Source organism: [Ruminococcus] lactaris ATCC 29176 (assembly GCF_025152405.1).
GTDB classification, from domain to species: domain Bacteria; phylum Bacillota; class Clostridia; order Lachnospirales; family Lachnospiraceae; genus Mediterraneibacter; species Mediterraneibacter lactaris.
The window spans coordinates 523,695-541,688 of record NZ_CP102292.1 but is presented as its reverse complement, the minus strand read 5'-3'; the positions used below and the strand labels follow the sequence as shown (position 1 = coordinate 541,688).

The window sequence follows — 17,994 nt, the reverse complement described above, 5'->3', positions numbered from 1 at the left end:
TTAAAAGCCGATACATACAACAATGGCATATACCTTAAATTTTTTTGATATGTAATCTGCCTTCAGGAATCCTCCGATGTTCTTCCTAGTGATACTTCTCATATACTTCAACTGGTTCTTATTTTTATAGCAGCACTGACGGGCTTCAAATAATCCAAATACAGCAGCACTTGTAAGACTGATTCTTGCATATTTCAGATATTCAGGATAAATAGCTGATGTATCCGCATTGATTTTCTCCCACATAGAAATTGCTGAATACTTTTTTTCTGAATAGGACAGATGCGAAATGCTGTTCTCGTCCGGCACATGATGATAAAGTATCTCATTTGTCACTATCATGCTATTTGTATTTTGAAGTACCTGCCAGAGAAACTCTGCATCTTCACCGTAACCAGTCTTCGGATTAAACCTACATCCATCAGTAAGACTTCTTTTAATCAGCTTATTCCAAAGCATACCTGACATAATTTTGTGTCTTAAAAACTCATAGATAATCTTATCTTTATTCCAGATTTCCTTTGTAATCCCTATAATTTTTTTTACAGACTCCGGTGAAACAGCATTATCGTTCCCACAAAACACTATATCCGCATTAGCCGAAAGTTCCACCATACGCTCGACCATGTTATTTTCAATCCAGTCATCCGAATCCACGTAGAGAATGTAATCTCCAGTAGCATTATCCAATCCGGTATTTCTAGCTGCTGCTACTCCCTTGTTCTCCTGATTTACAACCTTAATTCTTGTATCCCTTAAAGCATAATTCTCTAAAATTTTTAACGACTGATCGTTTGAGCCGTCATTAACCAACACAATTTCCAAGTCCTTATAGGTCTGATTCAATATACTATCCAGACATCTATCAATATATTTTTCGGAATTGTACACCGGTACAATAATTGAAATCATCATTTTATCCTTTCAATAGCTTTGGAAGAAGTTTTATTCCATCTAATATTTTTCTATATATCACAGCTCCAACTAAACTTAAAACAACCAACCATACATACATCAAAAGCCGCGGTTTTACCAGAAGCATCACAGGCTGAAAGATGTCTTTGACATAAGTCGCAAAGAATACAGCGTGGAAGAACCACATTCCCGTAGAGTATTTTCCTAAAACATCAAATACCTTAGTAAACTTAACCGGTACGCCCTCAAAAAACTTTGCGGCTCCAATCACAAATACAGGTGCATAGAAAACATCTGTGTTAAATCCAAACATATTAATATGTCCCAACATCACTCTTAAGACAATAGCTCCTATCATGCATAAAAGTCCCAAAAACCACGTCATTTGTAACTTCTTAATCAAATTATATTTTGCCATCAAATATCCTGCTAAGAATACACCGAAGTAAAGCATACAACTAAACATTACCTGTAGTATAGTTATCTCCTGATAATTAGGAACAAGTTCATGTATGACCACTTCAATCACAAAAGGCACACCGACTGCCATTCCTATATTTATGACAGGATGAAACTTAAAAATCTTGCTTACGAATGGCATTACCAGCACGCAAAAGATGAAGAAGTAAACATACCACGCATTCCAATTAAGATTTGGACCCAATGCAAAAAGATTAATAACCAAACTCTTTATAGTGAGTTTCCACCCTCCCTCCACCATAGCGAAAGGAATAAATAATGTAAACAAGCTAATCCAATATTCCTGGAGCAATCCCCAACTTTTTTTCAGACCATATGTAAGAGTTTTCTCCTTTGCAAAAAAGTAGCCGTAGCCAGAAAGCACTGCATAAATTCCTACGCAGATTTTAAAGTTTGATCCAATGCCAACCCAGGCATTTGAAAAATCTGCTCCAAAATCATACACTAGAAAATGGTGTGCAATCATAATCAGAATTGCGATCCCTTTTATCTTTTGGGTTGTTTTCTTTGTCATCTTATCTATTCTCCAAGTTTATTATCATTTTGATCTGTTTAATATTTTATACATTGTCTTTGCCAAATTTAAATCAGCAATGCAAAGACTGGCAAATATCTTGTCCTTCTTACTTTCCAAACTCTTTATTCCAATTGTTCCTGTCTGACGCATGATGCATTGAACTGTTTTCATGGATTCCTTATCATCATAGTCATCTTTAAACATTAGTTTCAAATCGCCGTATAACCATTTAAACCGTGCAACTGTTGCATTGCGACTATGTTCCTCCATGCCAGCGTCTGAACAATCTTCGACAATTTTATTCCAAACCTTAAGGCTAGAATAAATACGATTAGGACTATATTTTTTTGCACACATGCTTTCAGGATGCACATAAAAATTGTATTTAGCCTCATTGAATCGAACCACTCTATTAACTCGCTTCATAATTTTCCAAACAACCGCTAAATCTTCCCAGTACCACAGCGTCTTATCAAATTCAATTCCATCAAATAATTCTCTGCGAATCAGTTTATTCCACAAAACACCATTTAATTTTTTGTGCTCCAGAAATGCATCTATTGCACCATCTTTATCCCAAACCTGAACCTCAAAGGGATTATAATCTATTATCTTGCCTGGAATTTGTGACCTGCACACAGCTATATCTGCGTTATATCTTGTTAAAAAATCCATTAAAGATTCTAGACAGTCTGGTTCAAACCAATCATCAGAATCGCAGTATGCAATATAATCTCCTGTGGCATTTTTTAATCCAGTATCTCTTGACCCTGCTGGTCCCTGATTATTCTGGTGAATCACTATAATACGATCATCTTTATCGGCTAGTTTATTAGCAATTTCCTTTGTAGAATCTTCCGAGCCATTGTCTACCACAATCACTTCAATATTATTATAGGTTCCTTTTGTAATCCCTAAAATACATCTCTCTATTGTTGTCTCACAGTGATAAGCAGGTATAATAATACTTATCTTGCTTGCTTAGAAATTGTCATATTTACTTTACTCATCATCAATCCCTTTCTTTAAATAAAATCAATTAAATCTATACGTCTTATAATAAAATGCTCCACTTCTTTCTGCCGCTTCAAGCCCCACTGTGGAATCTTCGAAGATGATAGTATCTTCTGGTTTTGCACCAAAATACTCCATTGCCTTTAAAAATCCTTCCGGATCCGGCTTAGATTTTGTGATATCATCATGTGTTAGAACCAAATCAAATAAACCTGCAATTTCAAATTGATTGAGGATATCCCAACAGTTCTCTTTTGATGCAGTCGTTACCACAGCTGTCTTGTATTCTCCACGCATCAACCTAATGATATCTACCAAGCCTTTATTCAATACAGCTTTATCTAAATGATTTTTATAAGCAATCTTCTTAGCCTTGTGCATGGCAGAAAGAATTTCACTATCTGTCGTTGTTACCTGCGGCAAAAAATCAAGATAATGTCTTCCATTACAAAACTCACAATAATATTTATAATCCATATCATATCCATAAGGTGCAATTGCCTCTTTGTAAGCATGATAATTTACATCTTTTGTATCAAAAAGTGTTCCGTCTAAATCTACAATAATCAGTTTCAATTTGTAATCCCCTTATAGTTCTATAACCTTTCTCTCTAATTCCTCATCCGAAGCAATAAGCTCTTTTCTTTCAGAATATGGACAACCATATATAATCTTGATAAAAGATAATCCTGCTTCCTGCAAAATATTCAATGCTGAAATCTTAAATTCCTCATTCTCCACTGTGTAACCTATAAAGGATGCCCCTCTATTTTGCAACACTTCCAATTTCTCTTTATTGCTTTCTGTTAAGATACCATCCGAACCTAAGATATTATCCAAATCAATGAAATACAACGTATAGTCTCGCTGCATATCCTTCCAAAGACGTTCATCTCCCCAATTTTCATAAGCAATAGAATTAACATATCGGAATACCCGTCCAGAATAACCAATTAGATAGGAAATCACATGACTTACATAAAGTTTTGAAATCGGATAACTGGCATCATTTAAATGTTCGTACGCTTTTACAAAATCTGCTGCTCTCTTGAATCCATACAGTCCAAGGCAAATCACATCAGAACGAACTCGTTTCTCTATAATATCTAAAAGATTTCCCTGCTCATTTACAATTAAGAAACTTTTATTTCTAAGATTATGAACATCTCGTTCCCAGGTATTTAGATCGAGACCTGCTACAAAATTCCCCTGTGGCACTTCTTCCGTTTTTAAATAATTGTCTGCATCTTTAACCACAACCTGTTCCGTCACATTAGCCTTTTGAATTGCCTGATATACCGTTTCCGCCGGACCGGAAGTCATTTGATCCAAAAGCACAAATTCAAGCGGATAACCTTTCACCTCTTGAACGATAATCGATTCTGCGTCAAAATGCTCTGTATCCTCCTTTAACAGAACAATCAAAACCCTCCGGTATTTATCAGAAAAAACACCTTCTATGCTTCGCTCAATCAGCAATTTCCCATTTGGATGGCGGTTTAAGTACTGTGGAATTCCATTCATAATTTTTCGTCCTACACAAGGAACAATCAATGTACTCATTACACACCCTCCCTTACTCTTGTTTCTAATGCATGAATATCTGCTAATACAAGTGCTGTTTTTTCATTCAGATAATTGTAAGTTAGTTCATCCTTCGTATATGGATAAATACGAATCAATTTTTGTAACAAGGAATAATAAATCTCAAGAACATAGTCTGGATTTACTTTTCGTATTTCATCCAATAGCAAATCACGGAAGACAATCAATCGTAAAACCGTATTCATGTTGACATCTTTCTCAAATCGATAAGACCACATAACCTGAACATCCTGCAAAAGTGTGCCGATATCTAAGAACCATGAATCGTAAAAAGAATCCAAAAAGTCAATAAAATATAATCGGTCATCCTTGACGATGATATTTTCCAATGTCATATCACCATGACATTGAGAATTGGTTAATTTATGCCAATCATGTCTTTCTAACAAGTCCAATGATTGATTGATTACTGCGTTATTTTTATCTTTCAATTTTCCTCGCAAATCCAAAAGCTTTTTTCTAAAAATCTCTTCAACAGGTACTGCACTTTCCAGAACAGTAATCGGTTTGTTCGGTACAATGCTACTAACTAATGATTCAACAATTCCTTTTACCTTGCCAATTTCCATAGTTTTAATGTATTCCGCAAGAGTAACACCTTGAACATACTCCATATCAAAGAAGAACAGACCATCATCTGTATACCCATGGTCTAGCACGCGAGGTGCTCTAATCGGATCACCCGAAAAGGATGCTTGCTTTTTACTTTGAACTTCTAATCTTTCATTATAATCTACATCTTTTGAAATCTTGCGAACAAAAACTTGTCCATCATCATCTTCCATCAAAAAGATCTGGCAACCAGAATGGCCGCCTAAATTGTAGCTATTCATACCTAATCCTCTGCTGTCTTTCTTATTTTAACACTTCAAAGTATTCTGAATTCTGTGCCTGTTCATATTCGATTGGTGTACCAAATGGAACATGGAAATCAGTGGTATAATTTCTTACTTCAAGACCTTTTTTACACATTACATTATAAATACCACTCACAAAAAATTCGCTGTAATTACAATTTTGCAGATATTCATCCGCCATTTCACGAAACATCTGTGCATTGCGGACCATATATGCACCACAAATTGCATGATTGCTGACAACCTTTTTTTCTACGGTTCCAACAATTCGTCCGTTCTCATACTGAACATAACTGAACTGCGGCTCATTAGATTCAAAAGTTAGTAACGCTCCATCATAATTCCAATTTTCAGAATTCATATCCTCTGCAAACCTATCGCATGCAAACATGTGGTCACAGTCATTGAATAAAATAGGTTGATCATCATTAATATTCTTTAGTCCTGCCAAACAAGTCATAACCGGTCCAGCCTTAACCTCTTCAAAGTCCACTGCTTCAATTTGGGCCTCCGGAAAATATTCCAGAATTACTTCATCAATCTGGAATTCTGCAATATGCTGCTTCAGTACAACAAATGTGATATCTGCCAGATCCACATATTTTTCAATCGATTTTGTTGCCCAATACAAGAACGGTTTACCACTAATTTCAATCAATGGCTTTGGCATAACAAATCCATTTTTGAAAAAACGCGAACCTGCTCCGCCCATAGGCATTATTAAATGTAACTTTTTCTTTTCCATTTTATTATCCTTTCTGAGCAAGCCAAATTCTCTGCTGCTCTTCTAAGTCGTGCAGCAACGTTTCAGCAACCGCATCTCCATTGAAATGGGTACGAACATAGTCGTATCCGGTCCTAGCTATTCTTTCCAATTCTTCCTGGTGCTCATCCATCTGGTAATACTCGATAACTCTCTTGAGATCCTCTTTTGTACCATCGTAGGTAATGTAATGAATTCCAGGCACTAATCCCCAGTCTCTATATGCTGGCGAATCTATACCTATATAAGCACACCCGCAGGCCATACCTTCTACAAAACCAATACCTGGGATACCAAGGATTTCCTCACCAACAATACACATTTTATATGAATTGAATGCCTCTACCATGTCGAAAGAAAAATATTTTTTTTGCTTTCCGGTAAACAAGCGATTGTAGATCTTTTTATATAACTTTATCAAAACAAAATCATTATCTTTAATTGGTTTTCCTGCATTATCTTCGAGATAGTCGCTACTTGTGCAATAGACTGTGTCTTTAAAAAACTCTGGATTGTCTTTGATTTGTTTTCTTGATGGTTGATCACAAGAATCACCATATGTATCCAAAAACTCTTTATGAACCTTATAAGTAATAGTCCCAGTAGCAAATGCCATATTCTTTCTTTCATTGAATGGTTTTCTATTTTGAAATCTTTCAGCAAAAACAAACGGATGTATAATCCATGGTTTATCTATGTGATAATACTTTCTATATAATTCACAATTAGTCTTAAGATTCACTTCATTAAAAAAACAATTAATATTGGCATTTTTTATTAATTCATCCTCTTCTTCTCGCCCGTGAAAATGTAGCATACTTAAAGCTTTAAAAGCTTTTACATCTCCCATACCAATATAACTCGCAGTTTTAACATTATACAAAACGATCAGGTCATCTTTTTTTAATTCATTCGCATTTTTAATAACTACTATTTGACCTTTTTTAATACCATTTTGGTGCATAATCCACTCATTTTCTTTTATACCTATAGGTCGAAGTATTCTCTGTAATTTATCTGATCCCCTTTGATATAAAGAAAAACAGTTTGAATTCAAATAAGTACAAACTTCATACTTATCTATGTTGTGCAACAAATAATCCAACAGGTATTTGTGTTTTAACGCAACAGAATTTTTTAATAAAATAACATCGGTAACTTTAAGCATCATCCAATTAGTGTGCAAATTTACAAACACAATTCTTTTTTTCATTTGTTTTTTCCTTTACTTAATATTTTGTTGATCATATTCAAACCTTTCTCCCTTCCAAATAATGGCAAGAATATCTTAGTTCGAATAAATCTCAAAACATGTGTTTTCTGAGGAGTCCAAGATAATGTATGCCAGTGAATAGCATAAGTATTCTTTGTAATATTTTTTGTGCCTTTCATTAAACTTATAGCATGGAAATAATCGTCCGGAAATATTTCTATACCTTCCGCTAATCTTTGATACTTATTTTCTTTTACAAACCCTAGTTTTTTTAAGGAATCCTCAATATAGACATTATTAACAACCTGATTAAAACTTCCATCATCTCTAACAAAAGAAATCTCATCATACATTCTTAAAAGTTTTCCCCAAAGTTCAAAATTCTTTTCAGACCCCATTAAAGCAGTTAACGCACCATCTTCATCGGTCCCTAGTAGCAACTTATTACCTGTAAAGTCTGTAAGAGGTTTTAAAACTTCAACATCTGTGTCCAAGTAAAAACCACCATAATTATATAGAGCATACACTCTTACATAATCAGAGACAAAAGCCCATTTTTTATTTTCATACGCTTCTTTTGTAAACCTAACAGAATTCACATCAAATGTTTCTTCGTTCCATAACATAAATTCATAATCTGGCAAATACTTATGCCAGCTATCAATACAATGCTGGATCTTTTCAGAATATGAATTTCCTCCAAACCATATATAATGAACTATCTTTGGTATCATATTTTGTCTCCTACCATTTTCTTTATTTTTCTAATATATCTGCTATACGAATACTTGCTTTTCCATCTCCATATGGATTGATTGCCCTAGACATCTGATTGTAATAATCTTTACTATCTAATAATTTACCTGTTTCAGATATGATTCTGTCATAATCTGTTCCGACCAGTTTAACTGTTCCCGAATCAACTGCTTCTGGGCACTCTGTTGTATTTCTCATAACCAGTACTGGTTTACCTAATCCCGGAGCCTCTTCCTGTACTCCGCCGCTATCTGTCAATAATACCGTTGCCTTACTCATTACATAAACAAACTCTAAATATTCTAATGGTTCAATAAAAAATATATTGTCATATGCATTCAGGTTAGCTCCAAAAATCTCGTGTATTGGCTTCCTTACATTGGGATTTAAATGCATAGGATATAAAAAATCTATATCTTTATATGTTTCAGATAATTTTTTTATAGCAGAACAGATATTCAAAAAACCATCTCCAAAGTTTTCTCTTCTATGTCCTGTAATCAATACCAATTTTTTATTATATGTTCTTGTAATATCATAACCCAATGATAATAATTTCCTAGTAATTTCATTTGCAAGGTTCGTATCAGAATCAATTCTATTAACAACCTGATGCAGTGCATCAATTACACTGTTTCCCGTTACAAAAATCGACTTTTCATCAACACCTTCACCTACCAAATTATTGAAACTATTCTTAGTTGGCACAAAATTATACGTAGCTATTCTACCCGTCAACTGCCTATTCATTTCTTCTGGCCACGGACTATAAATATCATATGTTCTAAGTCCAGCTTCTACATGTCCCACCGGTATCTGCATATAAAAAGCTGCAAGTGCAGCAGCCATGCTTGTTGTTGTATCACCGTGAACCAAAACAACATCCGGCATACCATCGTTTAAGACTTCCCGCATTCCAACAAGAACTCTGCTGGTTACATCATACAAGTCCTGCCCCTGTTTCATGATATTAAGATCATAATCCGGTTTAATTTCAAATATTTTCAAGACTTGATCTAACATTTCCCTGTGCTGACCAGTAACGCAAACTAATGTTTCAAATGATTCTGGTCTATTCCTCAACTCTCCTATAACTGGTGCATTTTTATTGCTTCCGGTCTAGTTCCAAATACTAATAAAACTTTTTTCATATTCAGTTAATCTCCTTGTTTTAGAAATAAAAAACACATCCAGATATATCTGTGCTTTTAATCACGAAAATGTATATTGCATTTAATTAAAGAATGTATACGGATAATACGCCCCGTCTCCATGTAGAAGTAATGCAACCATATAACTAAAATATAAAATCAAAATAAAAAGCTTTCCTATACGCCTATCTGTAAATATATCTATCAATTTCGGAATAAATATAACTAAACTTCCGCAAAAATAACTAGATACTCTCGCGAAAATCCAGTATCTCATACTCAATAGCATAAAAAGAGCACCATATAGAACCATAGCTAATTCAACATCAATATTCTTGTATTTTTCACGAAGTATATTTTTATAAAAAAATCCAAGAACAAAAGGCAACATCGCCACAATCACTCTCAATAATCCTGACCCATGACCCGTACCTGCTTCTGCATAATCATTGGCCATTTTTACCTGCCCAATCGCTGTGAAAAATTGAATTATATATGGCCAAATCTGCCACACAAATAAATATAAAACAACTATTGCAGCTGCACTCCATCGTACAATCTTGCTACTAAATCCACATAAAGAAAAAAGCAAGAATGGCACTACCAATATTACGCTAGAATGAACGCTAAATGCAACAAGAATTAAAATCGCAAACTTAAGATATTTTTTTTCTAATAAATAATTAAAATAGGCATACACTACAAAACTCATTGCAATTCCTTGACGCATCCCATTAAATCCTGAGTAAAACTGAAGTGTAAATATAAACAGTAGCAATGATGTGGTTACATCATTTGAGTTCTTTTTAACAACACTTATTATTGGTAGATATGTTAAAATAGCCACTACAACTTGAAACCAAATCCAATTACCTTGAAAAAATTTTGCACAAAAGAATTCTAAAGTTGCAAAAAAAACATCTCTCTCATAAGTAATAAAGTTAGAATATGTCATATTATCGCTAAATATCCTACGATAAACAGCATAATATCCAGATGTATCGCTACCCACACTAAGGCCTCTATACGCAAATACAAAACACCAAACTATTAGAATTGCAATAGTATATAGATTACTCCAGTAATATATCTTTCTATCATTCTCCGTAATCGTATAACTCCTCCGTCCGCTCCCTACTGAGCTAATAATTGCAGTTAATAAAATAGCAACTAAATATACAGTCATTTAATTTTCCCCTTCAATATATGTAATACTTTATAAACAGATCTCGGCAACAACCCTACTAAAATTGGCCGCAAGCATAATACATAATTAATAGGGGAAAGTTTCAACTTCTTTACCGCAGATGCTCCCACTCTTGCCTCATTTAATCTATACTTCATTTTTCTTCTACTGATTGCATTCCTATCATCTCTCATTGCATAAAGATACTCATCTAACATGAAACCCTTGAATCCTTTTTCGTACATGCGAATCCACAAATCCCAATCTTCAACTCTAAGCCGATTATCAGCTACTGCATATCCATGTACTGCTTCGTAAGCTTCTCTCCTAACTAAACAAGGAGCATGACAAAATGGAGTTTTCCTTACCATAGACTCCAAAGTTGGTTCTCCAGTTTCTTTTCCCAACATGAATTCGCCATTTTCGTCAAAATAGATCATAGGACAACTAACAACAGCATACTTTGGATGCGAATCCAAGAACTCCACTTCCTTTTCCAGTCTCGTTGGTAAAGAAATATCATCACCATCCATACGTGCTACATATTCTGTATCTGCATACTTAAGACAATGATTCAATGTGTAATTAAGTCCTCTATTCCTATCATTCATAATTAAGATAATCTGATCCGAATATTTCTTCTGATATCGCTCTGCAAGTTTATATGTATTATCTTCGGAACCATCATCACACATTATGAGTTTCCAATCCATATACGTCTGTGAAAGGATAGAATCAATAGCTTCTGCCAAAGTACTCTCACAGTTATAAATTCCCATAATAATCGATACTCTTGCAAACATCTTCTCTCACCCTTACTTCAACAATCTTTTTCTATCTTCCAAAATCTTTTCAAACAACTTCTTCTGCTCGAATTTAGTCCGTACCAGTTCTTCTCCAGCTACACCAAATTGTTTACACATCTGCGGATTATCTTGCATAATCTTCATTGCCTTAGTTAGCCCAACTACATCTTTTTTCACAACAACTAATCCAGTCTCATTTTCTTTCATTGCATCCACGGGACCTGGAATAGATGTAACTATCACTGGAACTCCCATAGCCTCTGCTTCTACTACTCCCATACCAAAACCTTCTCTGTAACTTGGTAAAATATACGTATCCATTGCAGACAGATATTGTTCTACGATATCTGTAAATCCTGTATATATCACGTGTTCACATTTTTTTGACCACAAAAATAACGATTCATCAACTGTATCATCCTTCTCTGTTGCACCTACCATCATTAAATACACATTAGAATTAGATTCATATATCTGCTTAAAAGCAGCAAGCAATTCATTAATACCCTTATCTTTTGTAATTCTTCCTACAAAGCCATAGACAAAACTAGCTTCTGGGAAATTATACTTCTCGCGAATATCCTTCCGATATTTAATTTTTTGAGAAATATCAAATTTTTCTAGATTGATACCACATGCACTTCCATTCCATATAACTGATCCCTTTGTTTGTGGATATAAATTTTCTTCATGTGCAAAATTTAAATTACTTACACTGTCTGGTTCAATCCATGTTGACAGTTTACATACTATCTTTTCAATAGCTTTAAACACCTGTCGTTTTATTCCTTCAAATCCAACATAAACCATTCCCCATTGGCAATACAGCCTAACTGGTATTCCAGCTAACTTTCCTGCAAGTGCCGCATAAAGAGAAGCATTCGGGGTTGAGTACTGTATTAAATCAAATTTTTCTTTTACAAAAATTTTTTTCATTTGCATCATTGATTTTATTCCGGAGATACTAATTCCTCTTTCCATTGGAACCGGAAAATAATGTATAAATTCGGGTAACTCTGAAGCAAATTCTTCATCTTCACTACAAATAAAACTAATATCCCAATCTGTATTCTCATGTAGATATATCGCCGTCTTTAACACAAATGTTCTAAGTGTTAATGGTATCGTACTTATAAAACAAATTCTTTTCATAAAACGCCTCCCTATATAGTCAAGTCTTTTTTCCTTATTTTTCAAGGGATTTTTAGTTCCATATCTCAGATGAATGAGCCAAGAAGATGGACATTTCTCTGTATCTGGTACGAAAATAGAGGGGTTGGGGTACACAAAATAAAACGTCATCATTTTCGTTCTACATGGCCTTGTGTATACCCTCCCATCTACGGCAGCGAACCTCCCGTGTCTACCAGGATCACCCGCATTTCTGCCGGGTCCTAACTTCCTTCGTCCCGCCTGTCCATAACCAGGGTGTCAGCTTAGCTCCTCTACAGGGTCATGCCCTATGGTGATTATTCCTGCCGACTACTGGCTCATTCTTTTTTGTTTTAAGTCTTACTGACCTGTTTAAGTATCAATACCTCACGGCACCTTACGGCGGACGTTTTCCCGACTCGGTCTTCATACTTCTCAGCCTTCCTGTCACAGCTGAATTCAACTCTCCGCAGCTATTTCTGAAAGTTCAATTCAACTGTGACAGAACATTACCTGTTTGTCTCTGCTTACTACGCTGCCTGCAACTGTGGCCTTCTGATATCACTCATCAGTTTCATTGGGTCATAATCCACACCCTTTGTCAGGATTGTGTAGAATACCCTAATAATCTTACATGCCACTGCTACTACTGACTGCATCTTCTTTAACGGGTTTTCTTTACGGGTTCGATAATACTCATGTATTTCCTTAAACTCAGCATTCTTCCCCACCAGTGATATCGCAGCTTCATACAGCACATATCTCAGCCGTTTTCTGCCTCTGTAGCTGATCCGGCTCTCTCCATTGTGCTTTCCGGAATCATTTGCCACGATTGCATATCCCGCCAGCTTCTGCAGCTGCTTCGGATTATCAAAACGTCCAATGTCACCTACTTCTGCAATAAATCCGCTGACTGTAATCAATCCGATTCCTTTGATTTCCATCAGTTTATCAACATATGGAATCGTCTTCAGTTTTTCCTCTATAGTTTGGAGCAGTTCCTCCATCCTTGACACATATACATCCATGTCATTCAGCAGATTCTTCAATTCAATCCTTGCCGCTTCCGGTGCTTCCTTACTTCCAACGCTATGCTCTGCAGCTGATACCAGGATCTTTGCCCTCTTCATTCCAGTGCCTCGCAGCTTCGCGTTTCTCCAAATCTGGTTTACACCGTTCACTCCAAGTATTCTGATATCCTCCGGCAATGGAGCTTCCTTGAGTATCATTCGTCCGCTGACTGCCATTAAATCCCCATAAACGTCTTTATATTCAGGAAAATAAATGGCAAACCATCTAGCGATTCGATTCTTGATTCTTGTTAGCTCTTCCTGCGTCTGGAAACGAAGATTCGATAAGCTCCTGATCTCCGCATAAATACCGGTTGGTATGTAGGGATAAGAGAAGCGTCCTTCATTGACCAGTGCCGCAATCGTCTTTGGATCCTTACGGTCATTCTTATTGGGATTGTTGTCATCCAGCTCTTTCGACTTCTTGACATGGTGCGGATTCACATGTACAGGCTTCATCCCGCTGTCCTGCAGGAATTTCCCCAGTGCAAACCAGTAATGACCGGTCGGCTCCATTCCGGGAATTACAGCTGTTTTACCTTGCTTTTCTGCGATATCTTCCACCCATGCCTTGAACATCATGAAACCCGCCTCAGTATTACTGAATTCCAGCGGCTTCTTTGTATATTCATAGTTCCGCCAATCAAATGCCCTGGCAAAATGAGTTTCACTGCCGACATCAATTCCAACAATCAAAGTTTTTTCAGTTATGGATGCAATTTTTGCGTTCTGTGTGTTACAATTCATTATAGATACCTCACTGTTTTAATAAGATTTTTTACTAACCGTCCAAAGTCAGTAATCTTATTTTACTCTGAGGTATTTCTTTTTCTCAACCTTCTTTCTTGGAATTCCCTATATTTGAATTATACAGGAAGCTTCTTTAACTTTTAAATAATACAGTTACTTTTCATTTCAATAGTTGATACAACTTATCAACCACTTCATATTCATCCTCTTCAAACTTTCTTGCAAATACTTTATTTTTTGCATTTATTAACAAATCAAAATCTTCTACTTTAAATACATATGGAGAATTCCCATTCCGACGATTCCAGTCAATTAATCTTGCATTACTGTATCGTTCATCGTTATAATATAACCTATCTCTAAATTTTGAATTATAAATTTCTGTTTGTAAAAAGACCTCATCTGCCGCCAAACAATATCTATATCTCTTTTTAATATCTTTTTCCTTACTAAGAATATATTTTGCACACTCATCTGTAATAGAACACAATGCAGAACCATGAAACAACTCTCTATCGTGACGATTAATCCTAAAAAACTTCTGTATTTTTACAAATGAATGGTTTAAAATTTTGAGTCCTTTACTTGTTCTATACCTCGGATAATTTACAAACATATGCCAATAATCACACTTATATTTTGCAAATTCATAATTGCCCGGTTCATAATCAATAAATTCACATCCTCGGTTTATCTCAAAAAAGTGCTCGATTTCTTCTTTTGTTTTTATAGGAAAATCTGCTCCTTGCATAAAATGATAATAATCATATCTCCCCGTAGATGCTCGCCTTAACAAATTTAGTTCTGCTTCAATTAGACTTGCCCCACCCCAATTTATTTTTAAAGATTCCAATTCTATGACTTTAGAATTCTTTGGGATATATGTACATACCTTTTCCAAACATGTATTTATCTTTTTATCTATCAAAACATAAAAATCTGTGCCTTTTTGATCCAATACTTTCATGAATTGCTCTAATATCCGAAAATTTTTATGAACAGTAATTAAATATGCATGTCTCATTGCTTTTCTCCACTATATAAACCATCTGGATTTCTAAACCAGATGCACTTCATTCCCAACATCTCCGGTGCGATAAAATCCTTATGAATATTATCTCCGATGTAACACATCCGGTTATATTCCTCTCTAAATTTTTCTGCTAAAATCTGAAATGCTCTAGGATTCGGTTTGCGGAAATCAATCCCACCCAGTTCATCTGTAATAATGATTTCATCAAAATATTTACCTAATCTCAACGCCTTAATTTTGGCTTTCTGACCTTCTGGTCGTCCATCCGTAATTAAACCTAATTTATAATTTTGTTTCAGCCTTTCTAACATCTCCCTTACACCATCATATAAACAAATATCCGGTTTTTGGAAGCGATATGCTTCTAAACATTCCGCTTTTTTATCCTTGCAATTCATTTCGTTCAAAAGCTCATCAATGGCTGGCTTTCCTTTTTCAAAATACTTCCAAAATTTATCTGCAAAAATTTCATTACCCAGTCGTTTCGACACCGCCTTATATCCACTTCTAACATATTGCTTTTCAGAATATAAGGTATCATCCAAATCAAAAATCACACCTGTTATCCCATCAAGATGTTGTTCAACTTCTAAAATATTCGTTATTATTACCATCTACATTTTCTCTTTCTAAAATACATATAACTTTCTTCAGCTTTTTAGTTTTTCTTTAAAATCAGCACATATTCTAAATGTTTCTATCATTGTCAGATATATTGGTTTCACTTGAAAAAGCCTGTTCAATAGTTTTCTTTCATTTATAGTCCCTTCTAATGTTTTTAATTTCACTTTACCCTTACGCTTTGGTCATAACGACTATAAATAGCTCCATCTATAGCAGCTCTTTCTATATAAGAAAGTTTATCCCCTCTCAACATCCTAAGAATTGCACTTGCACTGTCTGCTCCAGCTTTCATACTAAGCGGTGCTCCACCTCCGAAACGAGGATTAATTTCAATATAATAATCATCGCCTGTGACATCCTCGCGAATTAATTGAACTGTAATTTGACCACAAGGTCTATAATCTGCAATCAATCTCCGCATTTCCGCAATCATTGTATCATCCTGCGTAATTCTTGATTTTAATACCTCTCCGGAGCGAACTGCCAGACGTTCTCTCGGCGTAATGTAAACAGGATTTCCTTCATAATCACAGAAAATATCTATTGTGTATTCCCTGCCACTAATAAACGGCTGAATGATATAATCTTCAATTTTTTCTGCATAAAGTCTCAAATCTTCAAGATTTTCCACCTTATAGGCATTGATACTTGAACTACCATCTTTCGGTTTAATAAATGCCGGAAAACTGACTTTTCCACGTTTCAATGCTTCTTCATATTTTTCTACACTGTTGACAGGCAGAGGGGATTTCAACCCAAGAGAAACAAAGTAATCTGCAGTATAGTTTTTATCCCTGCACAATTTTATTTTATCCACTGCTGAAATCAGTACCTTTGTCCCGATTGCTTCAAACTTTTCCTTGTTCTCCGCAAGTAACAAGAGGTCTGTATCAATAGTAGGAATCAGACAATCCACTTTTTCTTTTTCACAGATAGAAAGAAGCTGTGGAATATATTCTTTTTCTTGTATTTTGCACACAAGTCGCCTTTCATCACAGAAAAAAAGTGCCGGAGCACTTTTCGTAATATCTGCTCCCATAACCGTCAGTGCAATGTCCAATTTTTCTGCTGCTGCCCGAAAAGCCTGCAACAACTCTACACGCCTTCCCACACTGGTAAATAATATCTTCATGCTGCCATCCTCCTAGCCATCACAACGATTCCTTTTCCAATCTCCAACTGTTCCTGTATCTTTTGTCTGATTTCGGGATTTCCGATTGCTACAATAAACTTTGCACCCGGATATTCTTTTGCACCTTTTACTTTTCCGATAACCGGATATCCCATACATTCTCTTATATTGGGGTTATCATCCAAAAATGCAATATCGGTATATCCACATCGGGCAGCTATGTCTGCAATTACTTTACCATGACCACTAGCACCAATAATAATCAATCTACTCATACACTTTTACCTATTACTTTTCTTTTTTGATGAATCTACATTCTCGGCAGTTCCAGTGAACATTTCCATGGTTGCCGCCGTTTCTGAACTGATACCGTCACGCTTTAACACCGTCATTACTGTCTGGAAAATAATCTTCCAGTCCATCAAAAAACTTATATGATCCACATAATAAACATCCATATCAAACTTTTCTTCCCATGTCACACTGTTTCTTCCATGTACCTGTGCATAACCGGTAAGTCCCGGTCTTACCTCATGTCTCCTGCTCTGCTGTTCATTGTAAAGTGGTAAATACGAAACAAGGAGGGGTCTGGGCCCGCAAATTGCAAGCTCGCCCTTAGCTATACAGAACAGTTCCGGCAATTCATCCAAACTGGTACTTCTCAGCTTTTTACCAAAATTTGTAAGGCGTTCTTCATCCGGCAATAAATTACCTGCTTCATCCCGCTTATCTGTCATTGTACGAAACTTATACATATTAAATATTTTGCCATTTAATCCCGGACGCTGTTGTTTAAAAAGGACCGGAGAGCCTAGCTTGATTCTTACCAGCACAGCTATCAAAACTAAGACAGGAGATAAGACAATGATCGCTATGACCGAAAGAATAAAGTCCTGCGGACGTTTTATGTATTTTTCATAAATTCCCGGCTTATGTGGAATCAACTCTCTTTTCTTTTTGTCCACTATTC

19 protein-coding genes are annotated in these 17,994 nt (G+C 35.6%); all 19 read right to left on the bottom strand.

Going from position 1 to position 17,994, the window contains the following annotated elements; translation table 11 throughout:
• On the bottom strand, positions 1-915 hold the full coding sequence (locus NQ541_RS02680) for a glycosyltransferase family 2 protein (RefSeq protein ID WP_005608814.1): 915 nt from the start codon (positions 913-915) through the stop codon (positions 1-3).
• A 1-nt stretch (position 916) separates the two neighbouring features.
• Positions 917-1,909, bottom strand: a complete 993-nt coding sequence (locus NQ541_RS02675) for an acyltransferase family protein (protein WP_005608818.1) — start codon at positions 1,907-1,909, stop codon at positions 917-919.
• 24 nt (positions 1,910-1,933) lie between these two features.
• A complete protein-coding gene (locus NQ541_RS02670; protein ID WP_416390686.1) occupies positions 1,934-2,824 on the bottom strand; it encodes a glycosyltransferase family 2 protein in 891 nt (296 codons plus the stop codon).
• 123 nt (positions 2,825-2,947) lie between these two features.
• Positions 2,948-3,502 (bottom strand): HAD family hydrolase, encoded by a 555-nt coding sequence (locus NQ541_RS02665; RefSeq protein WP_005608824.1) that lies wholly within the window; start codon positions 3,500-3,502, stop codon positions 2,948-2,950.
• Between the two features lie 12 nt (positions 3,503-3,514).
• Entirely contained in the window at positions 3,515-4,489 is a 975-nt protein-coding gene (locus NQ541_RS02660; protein ID WP_005608825.1) for a glycosyltransferase family protein, read from the bottom strand.
• Positions 4,489-5,364: a phosphotransferase gene (locus NQ541_RS02655; RefSeq protein WP_023922029.1), complete on the bottom strand. Its 876-nt coding sequence runs from the start codon at positions 5,362-5,364 to the stop codon at positions 4,489-4,491. Before NQ541_RS02655 ends, NQ541_RS02660 begins: the two co-directional genes overlap by 1 nt.
• Positions 5,365-5,386: 22 nt before the next feature.
• Positions 5,387-6,133, bottom strand: coding sequence for an NTP transferase domain-containing protein (locus NQ541_RS02650; protein ID WP_005608829.1), 747 nt, complete (start codon positions 6,131-6,133; stop codon positions 5,387-5,389).
• A 4-nt stretch (positions 6,134-6,137) separates the two neighbouring features.
• Entirely contained in the window at positions 6,138-7,364 is a 1,227-nt protein-coding gene (locus tag NQ541_RS02645; RefSeq protein WP_005608830.1) for a glycosyltransferase, read from the bottom strand.
• Positions 7,361-8,098 (bottom strand): glycosyltransferase family 32 protein, encoded by a 738-nt coding sequence (locus NQ541_RS02640; RefSeq protein WP_005608832.1) that lies wholly within the window; start codon positions 8,096-8,098, stop codon positions 7,361-7,363. The genes NQ541_RS02645 and NQ541_RS02640 overlap by 4 nt, the downstream gene beginning before the upstream one ends.
• 22 nt (positions 8,099-8,120) lie before the next feature.
• On the bottom strand, positions 8,121-9,203 hold the full coding sequence (wecB, locus tag NQ541_RS02635) for a non-hydrolyzing UDP-N-acetylglucosamine 2-epimerase (protein ID WP_330362678.1): 1,083 nt from the start codon (positions 9,201-9,203) through the stop codon (positions 8,121-8,123).
• A 150-nt stretch (positions 9,204-9,353) separates the two neighbouring features.
• Entirely contained in the window at positions 9,354-10,457 is a 1,104-nt protein-coding gene (locus NQ541_RS02630) for an EpsG family protein (protein ID WP_005608837.1), read from the bottom strand.
• Positions 10,454-11,260: a glycosyltransferase family 2 protein gene (locus NQ541_RS02625; RefSeq protein ID WP_005608838.1), complete on the bottom strand. Its 807-nt coding sequence runs from the start codon at positions 11,258-11,260 to the stop codon at positions 10,454-10,456. Before NQ541_RS02625 ends, NQ541_RS02630 begins: the two co-directional genes overlap by 4 nt.
• Positions 11,261-11,272: 12 nt before the next feature.
• Positions 11,273-12,415, bottom strand: coding sequence for a glycosyltransferase (locus tag NQ541_RS02620; protein WP_044939939.1), 1,143 nt, complete (start codon positions 12,413-12,415; stop codon positions 11,273-11,275).
• 530 nt (positions 12,416-12,945) lie between these two features.
• Positions 12,946-14,232 (bottom strand): IS110 family RNA-guided transposase, encoded by a 1,287-nt coding sequence (locus NQ541_RS02615; protein ID WP_005608692.1) that lies wholly within the window; start codon positions 14,230-14,232, stop codon positions 12,946-12,948.
• Between the two features lie 163 nt (positions 14,233-14,395).
• Complete coding sequence (locus NQ541_RS02610) at positions 14,396-15,259, bottom strand: beta-1,6-N-acetylglucosaminyltransferase (protein WP_005608843.1); 864 nt, start codon at positions 15,257-15,259, stop codon at positions 14,396-14,398.
• Positions 15,256-15,882, bottom strand: a complete 627-nt coding sequence (locus NQ541_RS02605; RefSeq protein ID WP_005608846.1) for an HAD family hydrolase — start codon at positions 15,880-15,882, stop codon at positions 15,256-15,258. Before NQ541_RS02605 ends, NQ541_RS02610 begins: the two co-directional genes overlap by 4 nt.
• Before the next feature lie 170 nt (positions 15,883-16,052).
• Complete coding sequence (locus tag NQ541_RS02600; protein WP_005608848.1) at positions 16,053-17,024, bottom strand: ATP-grasp domain-containing protein; 972 nt, start codon at positions 17,022-17,024, stop codon at positions 16,053-16,055.
• Positions 17,021-17,299 carry a PglD-related sugar-binding protein gene (locus tag NQ541_RS02595; RefSeq protein ID WP_005608851.1) on the bottom strand — a complete coding sequence of 93 codons (279 nt, stop codon included), beginning with the start codon at positions 17,297-17,299 and terminating at the stop codon, positions 17,021-17,023. Before NQ541_RS02595 ends, NQ541_RS02600 begins: the two co-directional genes overlap by 4 nt.
• A gap of 6 nt (positions 17,300-17,305) precedes the next feature.
• Positions 17,306-17,989, bottom strand: a complete 684-nt coding sequence (locus NQ541_RS02590) for a sugar transferase (protein ID WP_005608854.1) — start codon at positions 17,987-17,989, stop codon at positions 17,306-17,308.
• Between the last annotated feature and the right edge of the window lie 5 nt (positions 17,990-17,994).

Bases quoted from the DNA above. Each gene is read 5' to 3' on its own strand.
- NQ541_RS02680 (WP_005608814.1), bottom strand. From the start codon at position 915: ATGATGATTTCAATTATTGTACCGGTGTACAATTCCGAAAAATATATT.
- NQ541_RS02675 (WP_005608818.1), bottom strand. From the start codon at position 1,909: ATGACAAAGAAAACAACCCAAAAGATAAAAGGGATCGCAATTCTGATT.
- NQ541_RS02660 (WP_005608825.1), bottom strand. From the start codon at position 4,489: ATGAGTACATTGATTGTTCCTTGTGTAGGACGAAAAATTATGAATGGA.
- NQ541_RS02655 (WP_023922029.1), bottom strand. From the start codon at position 5,364: ATGAATAGCTACAATTTAGGCGGCCATTCTGGTTGCCAGATCTTTTTG.
- NQ541_RS02650 (WP_005608829.1), bottom strand. From the start codon at position 6,133: ATGGAAAAGAAAAAGTTACATTTAATAATGCCTATGGGCGGAGCAGGT.
- NQ541_RS02645 (WP_005608830.1), bottom strand. From the start codon at position 7,364: ATGAAAAAAAGAATTGTGTTTGTAAATTTGCACACTAATTGGATGATG.
- NQ541_RS02640 (WP_005608832.1), bottom strand. From the start codon at position 8,098: ATGATACCAAAGATAGTTCATTATATATGGTTTGGAGGAAATTCATAT.
- NQ541_RS02630 (WP_005608837.1), bottom strand. From the start codon at position 10,457: ATGACTGTATATTTAGTTGCTATTTTATTAACTGCAATTATTAGCTCA.
- NQ541_RS02625 (WP_005608838.1), bottom strand. From the start codon at position 11,260: ATGTTTGCAAGAGTATCGATTATTATGGGAATTTATAACTGTGAGAGT.
- NQ541_RS02620 (WP_044939939.1), bottom strand. From the start codon at position 12,415: ATGAAAAGAATTTGTTTTATAAGTACGATACCATTAACACTTAGAACA.
- NQ541_RS02615 (WP_005608692.1), bottom strand. From the start codon at position 14,232: ATGAATTGTAACACACAGAACGCAAAAATTGCATCCATAACTGAAAAA.
- NQ541_RS02610 (WP_005608843.1), bottom strand. From the start codon at position 15,259: ATGAGACATGCATATTTAATTACTGTTCATAAAAATTTTCGGATATTA.
- NQ541_RS02605 (WP_005608846.1), bottom strand. From the start codon at position 15,882: ATGGTAATAATAACGAATATTTTAGAAGTTGAACAACATCTTGATGGG.
- NQ541_RS02600 (WP_005608848.1), bottom strand. From the start codon at position 17,024: ATGAAGATATTATTTACCAGTGTGGGAAGGCGTGTAGAGTTGTTGCAG.
- NQ541_RS02595 (WP_005608851.1), bottom strand. From the start codon at position 17,299: ATGAGTAGATTGATTATTATTGGTGCTAGTGGTCATGGTAAAGTAATT.